At 71.3% G+C, this 16,123-nt stretch carries 14 protein-coding genes and 1 pseudogene; 10 read left to right on the forward strand and 5 right to left on the reverse strand.

What is annotated here, in order from left to right; all coding sequences use genetic code 11:
- Positions 1-28: 28 nt before the first annotated feature.
- Complete coding sequence (locus DI272_RS42375; RefSeq protein ID WP_219933877.1) at positions 29-1,429, reverse strand: aldehyde dehydrogenase family protein; 1,401 nt, start codon at positions 1,427-1,429, stop codon at positions 29-31.
- Positions 1,430-1,619: 190 nt separating this feature from the next.
- Here DI272_RS42375 and DI272_RS42380 point away from each other — a divergent pair, with 190 nt between their 5' ends.
- From DI272_RS42380 to DI272_RS42400, 5 genes are all read left to right on the forward strand, one after another.
- Positions 1,620-2,240: a TetR/AcrR family transcriptional regulator gene (locus DI272_RS42380; RefSeq protein WP_109500454.1), complete on the forward strand. Its 621-nt coding sequence runs from the start codon at positions 1,620-1,622 to the stop codon at positions 2,238-2,240.
- 145 nt (positions 2,241-2,385) lie between these two features.
- On the forward strand, positions 2,386-3,378 hold the full coding sequence (locus DI272_RS42385) for a hypothetical protein (protein WP_109500455.1): 993 nt from the start codon (positions 2,386-2,388) through the stop codon (positions 3,376-3,378).
- Positions 3,379-3,482: 104 nt separating this feature from the next.
- Positions 3,483-5,321 carry an HSP90 family protein gene (locus tag DI272_RS42390; protein WP_109500456.1) on the forward strand — a complete coding sequence of 613 codons (1,839 nt, stop codon included), beginning with the start codon at positions 3,483-3,485 and terminating at the stop codon, positions 5,319-5,321.
- Positions 5,322-5,323: 2 nt separating this feature from the next.
- Positions 5,324-8,260 (forward strand): hypothetical protein, encoded by a 2,937-nt coding sequence (locus tag DI272_RS42395; RefSeq protein WP_109500457.1) that lies wholly within the window; start codon positions 5,324-5,326, stop codon positions 8,258-8,260.
- A 1,399-nt stretch (positions 8,261-9,659) separates the two neighbouring features.
- A complete protein-coding gene (locus tag DI272_RS42400; protein ID WP_181387479.1) occupies positions 9,660-10,475 on the forward strand; it encodes an IS5 family transposase in 816 nt (271 codons plus the stop codon).
- Here the strand turns inward: DI272_RS42400 and DI272_RS42405 are convergent.
- Positions 10,447-10,917 (reverse strand): hypothetical protein, encoded by a 471-nt coding sequence (locus DI272_RS42405; protein ID WP_109500459.1) that lies wholly within the window; start codon positions 10,915-10,917, stop codon positions 10,447-10,449. The two genes, DI272_RS42400 and DI272_RS42405, sit on opposite strands and share 29 nt — an antisense overlap.
- A gap of 132 nt (positions 10,918-11,049) precedes the next feature.
- On the opposite strand from DI272_RS42405, the gene DI272_RS45805 reads away from it, so the two are divergent.
- From DI272_RS45805 to DI272_RS42425, 4 genes are all read left to right on the forward strand, one after another.
- A complete protein-coding gene (locus tag DI272_RS45805; RefSeq protein WP_109500460.1) occupies positions 11,050-11,376 on the forward strand; it encodes a transposase in 327 nt (108 codons plus the stop codon).
- 23 nt (positions 11,377-11,399) lie between these two features.
- On the forward strand, positions 11,400-11,999 hold the full coding sequence (locus DI272_RS42415) for an IS3 family transposase (protein ID WP_258314833.1): 600 nt from the start codon (positions 11,400-11,402) through the stop codon (positions 11,997-11,999).
- A 246-nt stretch (positions 12,000-12,245) separates the two neighbouring features.
- Positions 12,246-13,124, forward strand: coding sequence for a GNAT family N-acetyltransferase (locus DI272_RS42420; protein ID WP_258314834.1), 879 nt, complete (start codon positions 12,246-12,248; stop codon positions 13,122-13,124).
- Between the two features lie 334 nt (positions 13,125-13,458).
- A complete protein-coding gene (locus tag DI272_RS42425; protein ID WP_109500462.1) occupies positions 13,459-14,415 on the forward strand; it encodes an IS481 family transposase in 957 nt (318 codons plus the stop codon).
- On the opposite strand, the gene DI272_RS46355 is transcribed toward DI272_RS42425, so the two are convergent.
- From DI272_RS46355 to DI272_RS42435, 3 genes are all read right to left on the reverse strand, one after another.
- Complete coding sequence (locus tag DI272_RS46355) at positions 14,323-14,772, reverse strand: transposase family protein (protein WP_258314835.1); 450 nt, start codon at positions 14,770-14,772, stop codon at positions 14,323-14,325. The two genes, DI272_RS42425 and DI272_RS46355, sit on opposite strands and share 93 nt — an antisense overlap.
- Complete coding sequence (locus tag DI272_RS46360; protein WP_258314836.1) at positions 14,748-15,107, reverse strand: transposase family protein; 360 nt, start codon at positions 15,105-15,107, stop codon at positions 14,748-14,750. Before DI272_RS46360 ends, DI272_RS46355 begins: the two co-directional genes overlap by 25 nt.
- Before the next feature lie 63 nt (positions 15,108-15,170).
- Positions 15,171-15,626, reverse strand: a complete 456-nt coding sequence (locus DI272_RS42435) for a hypothetical protein (protein WP_181387480.1) — start codon at positions 15,624-15,626, stop codon at positions 15,171-15,173.
- A 161-nt stretch (positions 15,627-15,787) separates the two neighbouring features.
- On the opposite strand from DI272_RS42435, the pseudogene DI272_RS42440 reads away from it, so the two are divergent.
- Positions 15,788-16,114, forward strand: a pseudogene (locus DI272_RS42440) (integrase core domain-containing protein); the annotation flags it as partial.
- Between the last annotated feature and the right edge of the window lie 9 nt (positions 16,115-16,123).

Genomic DNA, 16,123 nt, shown 5'->3' on the forward strand with positions numbered 1-16,123 from the left:
ACGTGCGTGACGGCCTTTCGTGGTGGGGTCAGGTGAACCGGCGCATGATCCGGTCCTTGCCGCGGGTGAACGGCGGGTACGCCAGCCGCAGGGTGTCCGGCAGCCGCGGCTTGTCGAGTACGGCCTTGACGTGGCTGAACGTGTCGATGGAGTACGTCCCGTGGTAGCGGCCCAGGCCGCTCTCGCCGACTCCGCCGAACGGCAGCCCGGGGACGGCGAGATGGGCGTTGGGCACCCCGAACGCCAGGGCGCCGGAGGAGGTTTCCGTCATCAGGCGGCGCTTGGAGGCCGCCGAGGCGGTGAACGCGTAGAGGGCGAGCGGCTTTTCCCGCGCGGTGACGAACGAGATCGCCGCGTCCAGGTCGGGGACCGGCACGACGGGCAGGATCGGCCCGAAGATCTCCTCGCGCATCACGGGCGCGTCGAGGTCCACGTCGGCGAGGACGGTGGGGGCGAAGTAGAGCCGGGAGCGGTCGTGTTCGCCGCCGACCACGACCCGGCCGCCGGCCGGCAGCGCGGCGAGCCGGTCGAAGTGGCGCTCGTTGACGATCCGGCCGTAGTCCGCGCTCGCGTCCGGGTCCGCGCCGTACATCTCCCGGATCGCGGTGCCGAGCGCGTCCGTCAGGCCGTCGGCCGTACCGCCGACGGCCAGCACGTAGTCGGGCGCGACACAGGTCTGCCCGGCGTTCATGAACTTGCCCCAGGCGATGCGGCGAGCGGCCGTGGCGAGATCGGCACCCGGCTCCACGACGGCCGGACTCTTGCCGCCGAGCTCCAGCGTGACGGGCGTGAGGTGCCGGGCCGCGGCAGCCATGACGATCCGTCCCACCGTGCCGTTGCCGGTGTAGAAGACATGGTCGAACCGCTGTTCCAGCAGGTCTGTCGTCTCAGCCACGCCCCCTTCTACGACGGCGACGGCCTCGGGGTTCAGCACCCGTGGCAGCCATTCGGCCAGGGCGGCCGAGGTCGCCGGGGCCAGCTCGCTCGGCTTGACGACCGCGCAGTTGCCCGCCGCGAGCGCGCCGACCAGCGGGGCCAGGGCCAGCTGGAGCGGGTAGTTCCAGGGGCTGATGACCAGCACCGTGCCCAACGGCTCGCGGACGGTACGGGCGCGGGCGGGTGCCAGGGACAGGGGCACGCCGACCCGGCGCGGGCGCAGCCACCGGTCCAGATGGCGCAGGGTGTGGTCGATCTCGTTGACCACGAACCCGATCTCGGTGGTGTACGCCTCGGTGCGGCTCTTGCCGAGGTCGGCGCGCAGGGCTGCCGCGAACACCTCCTCGTGTTCGGTCAGCATCCGTCGCAGCGCGCGGAGTTGAGACTTGCGCCAGGCCAGGGGGCGGGTCAGGCCGGTGGCGAAGGCGGCGTTCAGGCGGGAGACGGCGCGGGACGCCGTGTCGGGGCATGCCAGATCTGTGGAGGAGGACATGCGGGCGAGCATAAACGAAACGAAAGCTTTTCGTTTCTGTATCCCGTTACTCTGTGACCCATGAGTTCCGAGCGTTCCTCCGCTTCCGTCAGTGCTTCAGCGCGTACGTCCATGAGTCCCCCCGCCCTCCTCAGGGCCGCCGCCGGGGCGCCGGCGGACGCCCTCGCCGAGCACGCCCCGGGACTGACGCGTGACTGACGCCGTACCGCAGCGGGGGCGGCCCCGGGACGCGACGCGGGACCGGGCGCTGCTGGAGGCCACGCTCGCCGTCCTGGCCGAGAGCGGGTACGGCGGACTGACCACGGCCGCCGTCGCGGCCCGCGCCGGTGTCTCCACGGCAACCCTCTACCGCCGCTGGTCCTCCAAGGAGGACCTGGTGATCGCCGCCGTGGCCGCCTACGCCGGCGACCTCGGGGCGCAGCCGGACACCGGGACGCTCGCGGGCGACCTGCGCGACCTCCTCCGGGACAAGGCCGTCGCGCTGACCGGCCGCAGCGGTCAGCTGATCCGCACCCTCATCGGCGAGGCCGCCCACAACGACGCCCTGGCCGAGGCGCTCACCGCGGCACTGATGGCGCCGGTGCGCGAGCGTGTGGACGTGATCGTCGAGCGGGCGGTCGCGCGCGGTGAGATTCCGCCCCTGGAGGACCGCGACCTGGTCGGCGACCTGGTCATCGGCCCGGTCGTCAGCCTGTTCACGCTCGCCCCGCAGCCGCCCCACGAGATCGCCGAGACCACGGCACGGGCGGCGGCGGACCGGTTGCTGCCGTTCGTGCTGCGCGCGGTCGGCGGGCAGGCCCCGAAGGGATAGGGCGCACGCCGGCGATGCGTGTGCCCCGGCGTCGGCCGGAGCCGGGGCGGTGCCGTGGGGCGCCCGTGAAAACCCTGTGGAAGCGGTGTCGGTGGGGACGTTTATGCTGCACCGAACGATCACGCGGGCCAGGGGAGGGCGCGGCATGTTGGGCAAGCTGTTCGGCAGGAGTGCGGAGAGACCGGCGGCGGATTCGCACGTCCTTCCCGCACCCCGTCGGCGGAAAGGCGGGATCTACAAGCTGCGCGCGCTGGGGGACGCGCGGGTGCTTGCGCTGGTCGAGGCGGCCGAGAACGGTGACTGGGCGGCGGTCAAGACGGCGCTGGCCCCCTTCGACCTCGGCCGCGAGCAGGAGGTGCTGGGGCAACTGGCCGTGGTGGACGGCGTCGAGGAGTGGATCGTCCGGGCCGCCGAGGAGGACAAGGGCGACCAGGAGCTGCGGGCGACCGCCCTGCTGATCTCGGGTGCGCGCCACGTCAACTGGGGCTGGGAGGCGCGTACGTCCGCCCGTGCCGTGGACGTCAGCCGCGAGCAGTGGCAGACCTTCTACGAGCGGCTGCGCATCGCCGAGGAGCACCTGCTGGAGGCCGCCGAACTGCGACCCGACTGGGTCACGCCGTGGCGCCATCTGCTCACCTCCGGACGCGGCATGTCCGTCGACGACAGCGTCCAGGAGGCCCGGCTCGCGGCCGGCCTGCGCCGCGATCCGCTGAACCTGGACATCCATCTGGAATGGGTGTCGCACCTCCAGCCCCGCTGGGGCGGAGAGCCCGGCCAGGCCCTGGAGTTCGCCCAGAAGGCCTTCGCCGCCGCGCCCGACGGGCACCGCCTCGGATGCGTCGTCGCCATGGCGCGGATCGAGGAGTGGGTGGAGTCCGACAACCGCGACTGTCTGCAGCAGCCGCGCATCCGGGCCGAGCTGAGAGAGGCCGCGGAGCGCAGCATCCTGCATCACACGTACGAGCGCCGCCTCGGCTGGCAGGGCGACTACAACATGTTCGCCATGGCGCTCTCGCTGGCGGGCAGCAGCAAGGCCTCCAACGTCTTCCGCGAGCTGGACGGTGCGTACACCGAATGGCCGTGGACCTTCATGGCGAATCCGGAGAACGCGTACGTGCGCTTCCGCAAGGCCTTCTGAAAGGCCTTCTGAGCCGTCGGCCACTCCGTTCCGCCCGCCCGCCCCGGCCGGTCCCGCCCGGACCACCGCCCGACTCCGCCGTTCTCCTCACTCCGGACTGACCCATGCCCCTGCGCCACAACGCCGCCGACCAGGCCGCCACCGACCGTACCTTCCAGGTCGACCTCCGCGGCCTGGTGGACCTCCTCTCCCACCACCTCTACTCCAGCCCTCGCGTCTACCTGCGCGAACTCCTGCAGAACGCGGTCGACGCCCTCACCGCACGACACGCCATCGAGCCCCGCGGCGACTTCGGCATCCGCCTGTACGCGGACGGCACGACCGTACGCGTCGAGGACGACGGCGTCGGTCTCACCGAGGCCGACGTGCACACCTTCCTCGCCACGATCGGCCGCAGCAGCAAGCGCGCCGAGCAGGTCGCCGAGCAACGCGCGAATTTCATCGGCCAGTTCGGCATCGGCCTGCTCTCCTGCTTCCTGGTCGCCGACGAGATCCACGTCGTCAGCCGGTCCGCCCGCACGCCGGACGCGCCAGCCGTGGAATGGCGGGGCCGCGGCGACGGCAGCTACACCGTCCGCACCCTGCCCGCATCCGCCCGCCCCCGGCCCGGCACCACCGTCACGCTGACGCCGCGCGCCGACGCGGGCGAGTGGACCCGGCCCGTCCAAGTGCACGCGCTGGCACGCCACTTCGGCTCGCTCCTGCGGCACCCGGTGACCTTCGACGACGGCTCGGGCGGCACGAGCGTGCCCGTCAACCCCGAGCCCGCGCCCTGGTCGCGCACGTACCCCACCCCCGGAGCCCGCTCCCGCGCGCTGGCCGCGTACGGCGAGGAGGTCTTCGGATTCACCCCGCTGGACACCATCGAACTGGACCTGCCGGCCGTGGGCCTCAAGGGCATCGCCTGCGTGCTGCCCGAGGCCGTGCCCGCCGGGCGGCGGCACGGCCACCGCGTGCACGTCAAGGGCATGCTGCTGTCCGAGCAGGCCGAGGAGATCCTGCCCGAGTGGGCGTTCTTCGTACGCTGCGTCGTCGACGCCGAGAGCCTGCGCCCGACGGCGTCCCGCGAGGCCCTGTACGAGGACGACACCCTCGCGGCGGTCCGTGACGCCCTCGCCGAACGGCTGCGGGCCTGGATCGCCCGCGCCGCCGCCAGCGACCCCGAACTGCTCAACCGCTTCCTCCAGGCCCACCACCTGGCCGTGAAGTCGCTCGCGGTGCACGACGACGAGATCCTGCGGATGCTGCTGCCCTGGCTGCCGTTCGAGACCACCGACGGGCACTGCACCCTCGACGAGTTCGCGCGCACCCACCGCACCGTGCTCGTGACGTCCAGCGTCGAGGAGTTCCGCCAGGTCGCGGCCATCGCCTCGGCGGCCGGCCTCGGTGTCGTCAACGGCGGCTACACCTACGACCGCCAACTGGTCCACCGGCTGCCCGAGATCCGGCCCGAGGTCAGCGTCGCCGACCTCGACCCGGCCACCCTCACCGCCCACCTCGACCCCGTCGACCGGGAGACGGAACTCGCCGCCGCGGCCTACCTGGCCCAGGCCCGCGACGCCCTCGCCGTCTTCGACTGCGACGTCGCGCTGCGCACCTTCCAGCCCGCCTCCGCCCCCGCCCTCCTCGTCGACAGCCGTGAGGCCCGGCACGAGCGCACCCGCTCCCAGCTCGCCCGCGAGCAGGAGGGCGGCCTGTGGGGCGACATCCTCGGCGCCCTGCGCCAGGAGGCACCGCGGGCCCAGCTGATCCTCAACCAGCTCAACCCGCTGGTCCGCACCGCCGTCACCATCGACGAGCCCGAACTCGCCCGCACCAGCGCCGAAGCCCTCTACGGGCAGGCCGCGATGCTCTCCCGACGCCCCCTCAGGCCCGCCGAGTCGAGCCTCATCAACCGCTCCTTCCTCGACCTCCTCGCCCACGCCCTCCGCAAGGACAGCTGACGATGACGACCTCACCTCAGACCACCGACGAGCTGTACGAGGCGCTCCAGGAGAACGACCGGCGCCCCTACGGCCGCACCCGCACCGTCACCGCCGAGGAACTCGTCGACGCCGCCGAGCAGTTCGACGAGCCGGTCCCGCTGATCCACGCGCTCCTCGAACTCCAGGAGGCGTACACCTACGGCGCCGAACCCCGCAAGTCGCCGGTCGTCTTCGCCCGCCTGCTCACCCTCTTCGACGAACAGCCCGACGTCTTCGACGAGCGGCTGCGCCACACGCTGTTCTGGCGCTTCAAGTGGGTGGCCAACGCCCTGCTCCAGCTGCCCGAGATCCCGCTGGCCAGCCTGCGCCAGTGGCAGACGGAGATGCGCGAACGGTACGAGAAGGAGGGCCTCGGCCTCCAGCCGTACTACGGGCAGGCGTACCAGCTCGCCGCCCACGTAGGCGAGGACACCGCCCTCGCCTACGAGCTGTGGGCCGCCCGCACCCGCACCCGGCTCAGCGACTGCGAGGCCTGCGAGATCTGCGAGCGCGCCCTGTACCAGCTCACCGCGGGCGACGACGGACGGGCGCTCGCCGCCTGGGAGCCCGTCTTGGCCGGAAAGGAGTCCTGCAAGGAGGAGCCGGCCCGCTCGATCTCGTACGCGCTGCTGCCCCTGCTGCGCACCGGCGCCACCGACCGGGCCCGCGAACTGCACCTCGTCGGTTACCGCAGCTGCCGCCGCAACCCCTCCATGGCCCAGGAGGTCGGCCGCCACCTGGAGTTCTGCGCCCTGACCGGCAACGAGGCCCGAGGTCTGGAACTGCTCGCCGAGAACCGGAACCTCTTCGACGAGGTCGACTCGCCGCTGGACCAGCTCGGCTTCCTCACCGGCGTGGAGGTCCTCCTCCAGCGCGTCGAGGCCCTCGGCCACGGAGAGCTGCCCGCCGCCGGGTACGCGGGCCGCGCCTGGACGGTGGCCGGGCTGCGCGCCGAGGTGCGCGGCCGCGCCGACGACCTCGCCGCCCGCTTCGACGCCCGCAACGCGACCACGGCCCACGCCGACCGCCGCCGGACCCGCCTCGACCGGGCTCCGCTCCTGGACGCGCTGGACCTCACCCTGCGCACCCGCACCCTCGACGACGTGGCGGCGACCGCCCCGGTCCCCGCACCCCCCACCGCCCGCACGACCACCGCCGTCCCCGACGCGCTCCCCGAACTCATCCTCCGGGCACGGGCCCTGGACGAACAGGGACACCCGGACGCACAGGCCTGCTGGGCGCGGCTGCGCACACTCCTCGCGGCGCCCGACTACAGCCACCCCGACGACCCGGCCGTGGGCCCGCTCGTCCGCCTGCGCGCCGACCTGCTGGCCGAGGACGCCAACCGGGCGGGCATCAAGGACGAGTTCGCCGACTCCGCCGCCCTCCACGAGGAGGCCGCGGCCCTCTACGACGACGCCGGTGAACCGGCCGACGCGGCGGTCTCCCGCGCCTGCGCCCTGCTGGCCACCGCGGAGATCCCCCCGGAGGGCCCGGACGGCGCCGAGACGCGGGTCGCCGCGCTGACCGCCGCCCACGCGTCCATGGTCCGGCTGCACGAGGAGACGCCCGGCCTGGCCCCGTACCAGGAGGCCCGGCTGCTGCGGCTGCGGGCGACCGCGCTCGCCGTCCGCCTGCAGACCTCGGGAAGCGAGGAACACATCGCGCCGGCCCACGCCGAGGTGGAGCTGCTGCACGCCTTCGCCACCCGCCACGACCTCGCCGGACAGGTCTCCGGTGCCCTGTTGCTGCGGGCCAGCACCCACGCCGTCGCCGGCGACCTGCCCACGGCGGTCACCGAGATCGACGCCCTCCTCGACCGGCTGAGGGCACAGGGCCCCGCCTGGCACCTGCCCCGCACGCTCGGCCTGCGCGGCCGGCTCCAGCTCGGCCTGCGGGACGCCCAGGCGGCGTACGCGGATCTGACCGAGGGCCTGCGGCTGGCCGCGGACTGGCCGGCCGACATCGTCGACCCCACCCGGCTCCTCGGCGACCTCGCCGAGGCCTGCATGCACCTGGGCCGCCCCGAAGAGGCACTGCGGCACCTGACCCGCTCGGCGGAGACGGACCTGCGCCGCGGCAGCCGCATGGACGCGTTCTGCACCTACAGCAACGCGGCCCAGCTCAGCCTCGACCTCGGCCGCGTCGAGGACTGCATCGCCCTGCTCGACTCCCTGCTGACCGAACCGGACGTGGCCTCCGGCGAGCTGGACGACCGGCTCGTCGCCCAGCTGCGGCTGACCCGCGCCCGCGCCCTGCGCACCGGCGAGGACATCAAGGCCGCCACGGCCGAGTTCGTCGCCCTCGCGGCCGAATCGGCGGGCTGGGACGACGACCCGGGCAGCCACGCCATGATCGCCGCGGAGACGGCCGTACTCCTCGGCGAGTCCGGCGAGTTCGACCGGGCCCGCGCCGCCGCGGACCAGGCACTCACCGCGCACGCCCAGGCGCCGCGCTACGAGATGCTCAGCAACTGCCTGCGCGAACTCGCCCGGCTCCAGGCCCAGCAGCAGGGCTCCGACGGCCTCGCCGCCGCCCGCGCCTTCCTCGCCGACGCGGCCCGCATCGCCGACGAGGCGCGCGCCGCCGAGTACGAGGCGCACGGCCGCTCCCTGGACAGCGCCCTGGCCTACGAGCACGGCCGGGTGAACGCCTACGCGGGCGAGTACGAGGACGCGCTGACCGCCCTGGACAGGGCCCTCACCCTGCTCGGCGATCCGGGGCAGGGGGACGACCACGCCGGTGAGTGGGCCGAGTGCGTCCGCCTCGCGGGCGCCGTGGAGGGCATCTACCTGGAGCGCCCGGCTCCCGCCCTGGCCCGCCTCGACCCCGCGATCGCCCGTCTGACGGCCCTGGGCCACACCGAGGAGGCCGAGTCGTTGACGTCCCTGGCGGCCCGCCTGCGCGACGAGGCATGACACACCGGTGCCGGGGCCGCCGACCGCCCCGGCACCGGAATGCCCTGGGGAGCAAGCCCGGCCCTAGAAGAAGCCCAGCTTCCGCGGCGAGTACGACACCAGCAGGTTCTTGGTCTGCTTGTGGTACACAGCTCAGGTGCAGTTTGACCAGCGAAAACGGCGCCGAGCGTCACAAGCTGCGGAGGGCTGGTCCTGGTATGGTCCGGATCTTGGTTCGAAGGTTCGTCGTGATGAGCGCTGCTCGGATGTCGCGCTTGGACGACGATGACGGCCTCGGCGCTGCTTCGAGAGGCGACGACGGGCCGCAGAAGCTGTCCTGATCGGATCGCGCCAGGGATGGATCCGGCGCTGGCGGAGGACAGGGCGGTTTCTTCGGCCCGGCCCTACAACCGTGGCGCTGTCCTCGCACTTAGAATTCGTCCTGTGCGGGCTCGGTCGGCTGAGGCGACGCGGCGGTGGGTTGATCAGTGCCTACCGGTATCTCCCGATCACGAGACGCCCCCGGGTCATGGTCGCAGAACCACGGTCCGAAGGGGCGGCTCCGGCGCAGTATGGCTGCGATCTGCAAGCTTGGGCGCGCGACATGGACCAGCTGCTTTGGAAGGGCAGAGCCGGCTGGCAGCCGTGGGTACTTCGCTCAGGAGTACAAGGTGTGGGCGAGATGCCGGTCGCGTATCAGGTTGCCCCTCGAAGTCGACGTGTTCCCGATGACCGTGCACGTGGAGTGCGTCGCGGTGCTGGAGCGTCTCCGAGAAAGCGCCTGACCTGCGGTATCTGGGGAGCGATCGGCTGTTCCACCTGTTTGGCGTGCTTGCAACAGGTGGACGTGAAGAATGCCGCCTGAGCTGCGGATTGCGGGGATTTGGAGGCCCGGTCGCGTGCCGTGTGCGGCATACGGCGGTGATTCCTGACGCACGAATGACGCATGTTCCGATGGTTCGTCAGTTGTGTCGGGGGCGCTGGACGCGGGGCGACGTGCTTCGGTCGGGCGACCGGGTCTGGACGGGATCCGGCTCTCGTCTCGGCAGGGGCACCGTGGACGCCCTGTCGGGGATCGGGCGGGTTTCGTCCCATGTACGGAGTCAGGAGCGGTCGGTGGCAGTGCGTCGTCCGGCAGCTGAAGGGCCTTTTAGACGTCATCCGCTTGTCGATTACGGGGCTGGACTGGTCGAACAGGGTTCCTGATCGGGTGATCGCGTGAGGGCCGGCCCATGGAAGCAGGGCCTCTTGGTAGTTCGGGGGTGCGATCCCAACCGAGTACCAGGAGGCCCTGTTGCCGAAGTCTTTCGCGTCCGCGTGCGTGGAGTCCAACTCGTTGCCACCGTCGTGTGACTGCCTCGCGCACAGGTTCGGCAACGCGGCGGACGGGCCGGACCGCGCTTCGAGTTATGGCTCCGACATGACGGAGGCGGAGTGGCGGTTCGTGCGGCCGTTGCTTCCGGTTCCGGCCTGGCTGGAGGGACGCGGCGGGCGGCCGGAAGGCTATTGCCACCGCGTCATGCTCGACGCAGTGCGCTATGTCGTGGACAACGGCGTGAAGTGGGTCAACCTGCCCGCGGACTTCCCACCGTATCGCCGGGTGCATGTCTTCGCCCGCCGCTGGCAGGTCACAGGACTGCTCGCTGAACTCCACGACCGGCTGCGCGACTGCGTCCGGGAGAAGGAGGGCCGCACGCAGGATCCGACGGCCGCGATCGTGGACTCGCAATCGGTGCGGGCGGCGGCGAACATCCCGCGCGAGACGTCGGGCTGGGACGGCGGCAAGAAGGTGGCCGGCCGTAAGCGGCACCTGGTGGTGGACTGCCTCGGCCTGGTCCTGGCCGTCGCAGTGACCGCGGCGAGTGTCCAGGACCGCGACGCCGCCGTCCCGCTGCTTCAGCGGCTGCGACAGCAGTACTTCTCCATCCGACTGGTGTGGGCGGACGGCGGCTATGCCGGCCGGCTCGTCGACTGGGCCCGCGAGAAGGCCCAGCTCACCCTGCAGATCGTCAAACGCACCGACGACACGACGGGGTTCGTGGTGCTGCCGCGCAGGTGGGTGGTGGAGAGAACCTTGAGCTGGCTGATGCGCTCGCGTCGTCTGGTGCGCGACTACGAAACCCTGCCGGTCATGCACGAAGCCATGGTGCTGTGGTCGATGACCATGCTCATGAGCGGTCGCCTGGCCGGACGCCGCCCGGGCGGCTTCAGAGGGCCGGCACCGCGAGCGCGGTGAACACTCCTGGCCGCACCTGGAGTGCCCATCCTCGCTCCACCAGGCGTTTCGCCTTCGATCGCACCCCCTCGACCTTCGCCGGGACGGCCTCCAGTCCCAGCGCGATGGCCAGTTGCTGGCAGCGCATGCCCTCCCGGCCCGCTTCAGACTCCAGCACCGACAAGATCCGCTGGTAGTCCGGCGCGAGGGCCGTCGCTGTCATGCCCGACTCCCGCCGGGGCACCGTCGAACCCGCCACCGTGCTTCCCGTCGGTTCCGGGGCCACCGAAGGGGCCCCGGCCAGTACCTCGGTCACTGTCACCCGGGCATCCACCAACCGCTGAAGCACAGCCTCCGCCTCACCGAGCGCGGCCTGCACCCGCTCGGCCTCCTCTCGCAGCCCCGCGATCTCTTCCCGGACCTGTTTCTCCCGGGCCTCCAGCAGACCGAGCACCGACGCCACCAGCGACCTCCACGAGCCAGACGAGCGGACGAACCACGCCCATCTCTCCCGCCACCAACGGGAGTTCATGCCCACCCACCCGAACTAAACGATCACGTTCGGAAAGCGGATGACGTCTGAGAGGATCGAGCCATGGCACGTCCGTCCTCTTACCCGCCCGAGCTTCGTGAGCGCGCGGTACGCATGGTCGCGGAGATCCGTCCCAACTACCCGACCGAGTGGGCCGCGATGAGGGCAGTCGCAGCCAAGCTGGGCATCGGTGCGGCGGAGACGGTGCGGACCTGGGTTCGCAAGGTCGAAGTAGACGCCGGCCAACGACCAGGCGTCACGTCCGAGGAGGCCGCGGAGATCAAGCGGCTGCGGGCCGAGAACGCCGAACTGCGGCGGGCCAACGAGATCTTGAAAGCGGCGTCGGCTTTCTTCGCGGCCGAGCTCGACCGGCCGTCGAAGCGCTCGTAGCGTTCATCGACGCACACCGCAAGGTGTTCGGAGTCGAGCCGATCTGCCGTGTCTTGACCAGCCATGGGCTGAGGATCGCAACGAGCACCTACTACGCGGCGAAGAACCGTGCCTCCAGCCCCCGGTCGGTCCGGGACGCGGAGCTGAAGACGCAGATCCGCCGGGTCCACACGGACAATTTCAGCGTCTACGGGGTCCGGAAGGTCTGGCGGCAGCTGCATCGCGAGGGCATACCGGTGGCCCGCTGCACCGTCGACCGGCTGATGCGCGACCTCGGTCTTCAAGGCGCCCGACGCGGGAAACAGATCCGGACCACCATCCGGGACGACGGCCACGACAGGGCCAGCGACCTGTTGCAACGCGACTTCACCGCGTCCCGTCCTAACGAGCGGTGGGTGGCCGACTTCACCTACGTGGCCACCTGGTCCGGGATCGTCTACGTCGCGTTCGTCGTGGACGTGTTCTCCCGGGCGATCGTGGGCTGGTCCGCTGCCACCAGCAAACGGGCCAAGCTCGTCCTCGACGCCCTCGACGCCCTCGACGCCCTCGACGCCCTCGACATGGCGCTGTGGCGCCGGGACCGAGCGGGAACTTCTACTGGACCGGGCCTTGTTCACCATTGAGTGGTGTGCATCGTGAAGTAGCAGGTAACGGGCCTGGCGTGCGTCGGCTCCGGGGTACTCATGCTGGTCACGGGCGGGTGACTTCGGTGGAGATCGTCGGTCAGCGGGCGGCTTCCCCGTTTGTGAGGACGAGCAGGCGTGGGCGCCCTCCCTCATCGTCGCCCACTGCCGCGGCGCCGCCTAAATCCGCTGGCGGCCAACGCCTCGTCCTGCGACAGTGCCGGAATGGAGTGGAGAGCCGTTTCCGTGGCGGACGTCGACGCCCTCGCCGAACTGCTCGGCCGGGACGAGGAGGCGACGGTCGGTCGCCGCGAGTCCGGCCCCGCCGAGGCGCGCAGCATGCTGGCTGCCCCCGGCCTGGACCTGCCCTCCCGCACGTGGACCGCGTCGGGGCCCGACGGCCTGCTCGGCTTCGCCGCCCTCCATCCCGCGCCTCAGCCGGGCGAGCTGCGTGCCCAGTTGGTCGTCGCCCCGTCCCCGGACGCACCTGCCGTCACCGCGACGCTCCTGGACCGCCTCGACGTCTGGGCCGCCCACGACTTGCCGACCCCTGACAGGCCGGTGACGCTGTATCAGCTTCCTGGCTGCTTCCCCCACGACCAACTCCTCAGCCGCGGCTGGACCGTCGTGGACAGCAGCAGCCGCCTCACCGTCGACCTGGACGTCATCCGCTTCCCCGAGCACCCCGCGCCCGCGGTGCGCGCGGCCCGGAACGGGACCGACCTCCGCGCCGTCCACTCCGTGCTGAACGAGGCCTTCACCGACGACCCGGAGTACCCCCACCCGGACTTCGACGCCTTCCACCACGCCCAGCGCCGACGCGAGGGCTACAACCCCGACTTGTGGCTCCTCGCCGAACTCGACAGCGTCCCCGCCGGTGCCCTCATCGCCCGCGACCCCGTCGACCGCGCCTGGATCGCCTGGTTCGGCGTCCACCCCGCCCACCGCCGCCACGGCCTCGGCGCCCAACTCCTCACCACCGCATTCAGCCTCCTCCGCGCCCGCGGCCACCGCACGGTCGGCGTCGACGTGGACACCCACAACACCGGCGCCCTGCAGGCCTACACCTCCGCCGGCATGACCCTTCTCGGCGCGGCCGACCAGTGGCGCAGGACCTACGTCTGAACCCGGCGCCCGCCCTGCGTCAGGCAAGGGCGACGCCGCCGGTGGTAGGCCCGGGCGAGAGCCAGAACGATCGGTGGAGATCGCCGGTCAGCGGGCGACTTCCCGGTTCGTCAGGACGAGCAGGGCCCGCACCAGCGCGGTCGCCCACCTCGGGTCGGTGCGGAGCTTGCCCAGCACGCGCCAGTTCTTCAGGTGCGCGAAGCCGTGCTCGACCGGGGCCCGGACCGCGGCTAGCTGTATTGATCACGAGCGTTGTTGACGCTGCGGGTCTTGATCATGGCGAAGACCTCCGATGTGGTGGAGCTGTCTAGGAACACACCGCACGGAGGTCTTCGTGTCCCACCGTAATGCCCGCCTGACTGTTCACGGCAGGCGGCTGCTCGTCGAACGTGTCTGCTCTGGTCGGCCGGTCGCTCATGTGGCTGCCGAGATGGGAATCTCGCGTGCCACGGCCCACAAGTGGGTCCGCCGCTGGCAGTCAGAAGGCGAGCCGGGGCTGCAGGACCGCTCCAGCCGTCCTCTGACGACCCCGCACCGCACTCCGGCAACCGTGGAAGCCCGGGTCTGCCGACTGCGGCAGGACCGCAAACTCGGCCCCGCCCGCCTCGGCCCGATCGTGGGCCTGCCCGCCTCGACCGTGCACCGCATCCTGACCCGGCACGGCCTGAACCGGCTCGCGCACCTGGACCGGCCCACCGGTGAGGTCATCCGCCGCTACGAACGCGACCGGCCCGGCGAACGCATCCACGTGGACGTCAAGAAACTCGGCCGCATCCCCGACGGCGGCGGCCACCGGACGCTGGGCCGTCAGGCCAGCCGCGCCCGGCGCAGCAACATGGGCTTCGACTACGTTCATTCCGCTGTCGACGACCACAGCCGCCTCGCCTACAGCGAGATCCACCCGGATGAGAAGGCCGCCACCTGCGCCGGCTTCCTGCGCCGGGCCGCGGCCTTCCTCGCCACCTTCGGCATCGACCGCATCGAGCGGGTCCTGACCGACAACGCCTGGCCCTACCGCAAGAGCTTCGCCTGGCAGCAGGCCCTGACCGACCTCGGCGCGACCGGCAAGCTCACCCGTGCTTACCGGCCGCAGACCAACGGCAAGGTCGAACGCTTCAACCGCACCCTGCTCGACGAATGGGCCTACGTACGGCCCTACACCAGCAACACCGAACGCACCGCAGCCCTGGCAGACTTCCTACACACCTACAACCACCACCGCTGCCACACCGCACTCGGCGGTCAGCCACCGATCAGCCGTGTGAACAACGCTGCGGCTCAATACAGCTAGCGCCTTGTTAGACAGCTTCTGGCCCCTGGTCAGGGGCCGGTTGCGGGCCGCCTTGTAGCCGGTGATCACCGCCGGGTCCGCGTCCGAGCCGCCAGCGTCGAGACCGACGAAGCCGAGGTCCGCGATCGCGCCGAGGCCGGCCGCGCGCAGGTGGGCGGTCAGTTTGTCGTGGCGGCAGGCGGTGATCTCCGAGGTGCGTCCGGGCCTCACCGCGCTCACCCAGACCAGTCGGCCCTTGTCGTCGGTGAGCGCGATCACGAGCAGGCCGTGGCATTTGTGCTTGCCGGAGTAGTTCTTCCGGTTCTCGGTCCCGGTGCGGCGGTGGGTGCGGATCAGGGAGCCATCCAGCAGGACCACCCGCCACCCGATCGGGCGATCTTCTTCAGTGCGCGGTCCAGGCGCGGGGCGCGGGCGGCCACCAGCCCGACGACTTCCCGCACCCACCGGGACACCGTGGTGCGGTGCACCCCGTTCCCGCCGGCCAGATCGCCGGGCCGCTGGTCACAGCGCAGCACCGCCAGCACGATCCCGGCGATCCTCCCCGCGGACAGGGCCCGCCACCGCGACCCGATCTTCCCCAGGTGGCCGCGTATCAGGCAGCTGAGCCAGTTCAAGGTGGCGCTCGACAGCGGCAGGCGAGCGGTGTAGACAAGACCGTCGGGGCCCTCGGCGAGGCTGTTGCTTTTCTTCACACCAAACTCAACTGCCGTTGAGGGCACTCCAGTTACGCCACTGCGGCTGCCGGGCAGGCACGGCTACAGGCGCGCGGTGAACTTCCCGTCGCCGCGCTTGTGCAGCCAGCCGCGGTCCGCGAGCTTGACCAGCTTTGCCCGCAGCGGCTCCAGCTTCCCGCGCACCTCCACCTGAAGGCCCAGCTCTTCGCCCACCGCCCGCACCTGCACCGGACCGCCGGCGGCCCGCACGATCGCCAGGATCCGACGGTAGTCGCCGGGAAGCGCGGCGTAGTCAACACTGTCGCCGCGGTGCGGGACCAGCAGCACCGCCCGCCCGCCGACCTGCGCCGACGCTGGTGCGACGGCAGCCCGTTCCCCGGCGATCTGCTCGCTCATCCGCGCCAGAACCTGCTCAGCGACTGCGAGTTCATCCCGCTCGGCCCGCACCTGGTCCAGTTGCTTGACCAGCTGTTCTTCCAGACTGTCCAGTTCCGCGCGGCGCGCGGCGATCCGTTCCAGTACCTCGGGGTCCACCATGCCCGGGAGCGTAGGAGCCCCCGGGCTGGAACGGACCAGAACCCGCGAAGCCCTCCCTGCCCGACGATCTACACGGCAGACTGCCGCGCGCGACCAGCACGAGCATCGGGGCACGGAAGAACACCAGGCCCGTGACCTGCCACTTCACGATACACACCACTCATTCGGATGCGGGCAGTCAGTACACATCGTTCGCGTTCACCGCACATCTCCTCGATGCCGCCATCGACGCTTCGATCGGCACCGTCGGCGATGCTCTGGACAACGCGCTCATGGAATCCCAGATCGGCCTCTACAAAACGGAGTTGATCAAACCCCGCAAGCCCTGGCACGGCCTTGCCGACGTCGAACTCGCCACCGCGGAATGGGTCGACTGGTTCAACAACCAGCGCCTCCACACGGCGATCGGGGACATCCCGCCGCACGAGCACGAGACCAACTACTACGCTCAACACCAGCCCCAACCGGCGGCTGGAGTCAACGCATAGAGCCTCCAC

The sequence above is a fragment of the Streptomyces sp. Act143 genome (assembly GCF_003143935.1).
Classification (GTDB): Bacteria; Actinomycetota; Actinomycetes; order Streptomycetales; family Streptomycetaceae; genus Streptomyces.

What these genes read in the sequence shown, in the direction of transcription:
- DI272_RS42375 (WP_219933877.1), bottom strand. Translation starts at nt 1,429, where the DNA reads ATGTCCTCCTCCACAGATCTGGCATGCCCCGACACGGCGTCCCGCGCC.
- DI272_RS42385 (WP_109500455.1), top strand. Translation starts at nt 2,386, where the DNA reads ATGTTGGGCAAGCTGTTCGGCAGGAGTGCGGAGAGACCGGCGGCGGAT.
- DI272_RS42390 (WP_109500456.1), top strand. Translation starts at nt 3,483, where the DNA reads ATGCCCCTGCGCCACAACGCCGCCGACCAGGCCGCCACCGACCGTACC.
- DI272_RS42395 (WP_109500457.1), top strand. Translation starts at nt 5,324, where the DNA reads ATGACGACCTCACCTCAGACCACCGACGAGCTGTACGAGGCGCTCCAG.
- DI272_RS42400 (WP_181387479.1), top strand. Translation starts at nt 9,660, where the DNA reads ATGACGGAGGCGGAGTGGCGGTTCGTGCGGCCGTTGCTTCCGGTTCCG.
- DI272_RS45805 (WP_109500460.1), top strand. Translation starts at nt 11,050, where the DNA reads ATGGCACGTCCGTCCTCTTACCCGCCCGAGCTTCGTGAGCGCGCGGTA.
- DI272_RS42435 (WP_181387480.1), bottom strand. Translation starts at nt 15,626, where the DNA reads ATGGTGGACCCCGAGGTACTGGAACGGATCGCCGCGCGCCGCGCGGAA.